The sequence below is a fragment of the Gelidibacter sp. genome (assembly GCF_039916245.1).
GTDB lineage: Bacteria > Bacteroidota > Bacteroidia > Flavobacteriales > Flavobacteriaceae > Gelidibacter.
In genome coordinates, this window is the sequence record NZ_JBDSLS010000097.1 from 1 (window position 1) to 3,686 (window position 3,686).

At 37.8% G+C, this 3,686-nt stretch carries 5 protein-coding genes; all 5 read left to right on the forward strand.

Annotated features, from left to right (window positions below; translation table 11 throughout):
- On the forward strand, positions 1–735 hold a 735-nt coding region (gene paaC, locus ABIQ28_RS04725; RefSeq protein ID WP_348035688.1), incomplete at its 5' end, for a 1,2-phenylacetyl-CoA epoxidase subunit PaaC.
- Positions 736–821: 86 nt separating this feature from the next.
- The gene (gene paaD, locus ABIQ28_RS04730) at positions 822–1,322 is read left to right on the forward strand and encodes a 1,2-phenylacetyl-CoA epoxidase subunit PaaD (RefSeq protein WP_348035690.1); all 501 of its coding nucleotides are present in this window, start codon (positions 822–824) and stop codon (positions 1,320–1,322) included.
- Between the two features lie 95 nt (positions 1,323–1,417).
- A complete protein-coding gene (locus ABIQ28_RS04735; protein ID WP_348035692.1) occupies positions 1,418–2,197 on the forward strand; it encodes an enoyl-CoA hydratase-related protein in 780 nt (259 codons plus the stop codon).
- Between the two features lie 53 nt (positions 2,198–2,250).
- Positions 2,251–2,610, forward strand: coding sequence for a four helix bundle protein (locus ABIQ28_RS04740; RefSeq protein WP_348035693.1), 360 nt, complete (start codon positions 2,251–2,253; stop codon positions 2,608–2,610).
- A 7-nt stretch (positions 2,611–2,617) separates the two neighbouring features.
- Positions 2,618–3,686 (forward strand): 3-hydroxyacyl-CoA dehydrogenase NAD-binding domain-containing protein (locus tag ABIQ28_RS04745; protein WP_348035695.1); only part of this gene is annotated, 1,069 nt, incomplete at its 3' end.

Here is a 3,686-nt window from a genome sequence, read left to right on the forward strand (position 1 = left end):
AACTACATCCTCGGAATCGCCGACAACAGTCTCATCCTCGGTCAACGCATGGGCGAACTCTGCGGACATGGGCCAAGTTTGGAAACTGATATCGCTTGCACAAATATCTCCCTCGATTTATTTGGACAAGTGCGCAGCTATTACCAATACGCGGCAAAACTTGTAGGAGATGGTCGGAACGAAGACGATATCGCCATGCTTCGCAAAGAACGCGAGTATGTAAATGTCTTGTTGGTGGAACAGCCTAACACAGATTTTGCTTACACCATGGTGCGTCATTTTTTATTTGATGTGTATCATTTACTGTTTTTAACCGAATTACAGAAAAGCAAGGATTTAACGTTGGCGGCAATTGCTACAAAATCGGTTAAAGAAGTGAGCTATCATCAGCGTTTTTCAACCGATTGGATCAAGCGATTGGGCGACGGAACCGATGAAAGTCAACAAAAAACACAAAATGCCATCAACGACTTATGGACATATACCGATGAGTTATTCCATCAAACCGAAGCCGATAAAGCCATGGTTCAGGAAGGAATTGGTGTAGATGTCACAAAATTAAAAGAAAAATATTACACAAAAATAAATAGCGTTTTGGAAGAAGCCACTTTGACTATTCCCGAATCAAAATACTTCCAAAAAGGAGGAAAGCAGGGCATTCATACCGAACACATGGGGTTTTTATTGGCCGAATTGCAATACATGCAACGCACGTATCCTAATATGGAATGGTAGAGCATTGTTGATTGCTGAATTTTGATTGTTGATTTTAGAAGGACTTCAAAAATCAAAAATCGTTAATCTTCAATCTTAAATAAATCATGACAAGCACAGAACAACATATCGACCCAAAACTGATCGCGATCCTGGAAGCGGTTTCCGATCCAGAAATCCCAGTCCTTTCAATAATGGATATGGGAGTGGTACGATCTGCGGTTATTGAAAATGACATCGTGAAAGTTCAAATCACACCAACTTACAGTGGTTGCCCAGCAATGGATGTGATTGGCGATGATATTAAAGCAGCTTTAAAAAAAGCAGGATACCATTCAGAAGTCGAATTAATTCTCTCGCCAGCTTGGACAACAGATTGGATTACCCCAAGAGGAAGAAAGTCTCTGGAAGATTATGGCATTGCAGCGCCATTAAACGCAGAAGCGGATAAAGATGTGTTATTGCACGGAAAGCGCTTAGTTAAATGTCCACAATGTGGATCCATAAATACGAGATTGGTAAGTCAATTTGGTTCAACGGCATGCAAAGCACAATTTCAGTGCAACGATTGTCATGAGCCTTTTGATTACTTTAAATGTTTAAAATAAAAAGATCAACGATTGCTGATTTATGATTGTTGATTTAAGAAGTGAGATAGTTCAACAATCAAAAGTCGTTAATCTTCAATCAAAAATCATATAAAATGAAATCAATTTTACTAGATATTAAAAACGGTGTCGCCACCATCACGCTCAACCGGCCAGAGGTCTTCAACAGTTTCAATCGTGAAATGGCATTTTTGCTTCAGGATACTTTAGATGCTTGTGAGAAAAATGATGCCGTAAGAGCAATTGTTCTTACAGGAAACGGAAAAGCATTTTGTGCGGGTCAAGACTTAAAAGAAGTCACATCGCCAGAATTAAATCCAGGTTTCAAAAAGATTCTCGAAGAGCATTACAATCCTATAATCACGAGAATTCGATCTATTAAAAAACCAATCATTGGCGCTATAAATGGTGTTGCTGCAGGAGCAGGGGCAAATATTGCTTTGGCCTGCGATATTGTTGTCGCTCACGAAAAAGTAAGTTTTATACAAGCATTCAGTCTTATTGGTTTGGTACCCGATAGCGCTGGAACCTTCTTTTTACCACGATTGATTGGTTTTCAAAAAGCTTTAGCAATTGCCATGTTAGGCGATAAAGTATCTGCAGAAGAAGCTGAAAAAATGGGAATGATTTATAAAGTTATTCCTTTAGAGTTTTTTGAGGCTGACGTCAGCGAACTAGCTTTAAAACTCGCTAATATGCCAACAAAAGCATTAGGTCTGATTAAAGAATTATTCAATAAATCGATGACCAATGATTTGGAAGCTCAATTAGCTTTAGAATCTAAATTGCAAATTGAAGCCGCGCAAACTGAAGATTATGCTGAAGGAGTTGCTGCGTTTATTGAAAAAAGACAGCCTAATTTTAAAGGTAAATGATTTGTGATTGAAGATTTGCGATTTTTGATTTTTTGAAGTAATAAATTAGGAATATGAGACCAAACCAATTAGAAGAGCGACTTATTCAGTTTGCTATCGATGTCATTCTGATTTGCAAGAAGATCGACAATTCATTCGCATCAGAACATTTGGCAAAACAACTCATAAGATCTGCAACTTCAGCAGCTTTAAATTATGGAGAGGCGAGAGGTGGCGAATCTTCTAGAGATTTTCTTCATAAAATGATAATTTGCTTGAAAGAACTTCGCGAGTGTTTAGTTAACATGAAAATCCAAAAAGGTGCTCAGCTTATTTTAGACATTGAAGGCTTAGATAAATTAATAAAAGAAAACGACGAACTCATTTCTATTTTTGTTGTTAGTATAAAAACTGCATCCTTAAAGCTGAAATAATATATTTATGACAAATCAAAAATCAAAAATCAGCAATCAACAATCAACAATCAAATTGATCGGAATTCTCGGCTCAGGAACCATGGGCAGCGGCATCGCACAAGTAGCAGCAACATCTGGCTGTCAAGTGAAATTATACGACACCAATCAAGAAGCCTTGGATAAAGCAAAAGTAGCTTTGGAGAAAATTCTGTCGCGATTAGTTGAAAAAGAACGTATTGATTCTACAGAAAAATTACGCATTCAAAATAACATTTATTACGTAAATAATTTAAAGGATTTATCAGATTCCGATCTGACAATTGAAGCTATTATTGAAAATCTGGACATTAAGAAAAAAGTCTTTTCCGAATTGGAAACTTATGTGTCTGATAACTGTATCATCGCATCAAACACCTCAAGTTTGTCCATTGCTTCGATTGCGGCTTCCTTAAATAGACCAGAACGTTGTATTGGGATTCATTTTTTCAATCCCGCGCCATTGATGCAGTTGGTAGAAGTTATTCCGGCTATACAAACCTCAAAAGAAGTTCTTGAAAAATCAGTAAAGATTATTTCTGATTGGAAAAAAGTGGTCGCCGTTGCAAAAGATACTCCTGGATTTATCGTGAATCGTGTGGCAAGACCATTTTATGGAGAAGCTCTACGGATTTATGAAGAAGGCATTGCCGATTTTCATACCATTGATGAGAGCATGAAAACTTTAGGGGGTTTCCGAATGGGGCCTTTTGAACTCATGGATTTTATTGGGAATGATGTCAATTATACGGTCACAGAAACGGTGTTCACTGCATTTTATTTTGATCCAAGATATAAGCCATCCTTCACTCAAAAACGTTTTTCAGAAGCGGGTTATTTGGGCAGGAAATCAGGAAAAGGCTATTATGATTATGATAAAAATGGAGCGATCGTCATTCTTGAACGTGATTACTATCAAGGGAAGGGCTCACATGATAAAAACTTGCCACAACAAATATTCGACCGTGTCCTGGTCATGCTCATTAACGAAGCAGCCGATGCTTTATTCTGGAATATCGCTTCCGCAGAAGATATTGATAACGCCATGACCAAAGGCG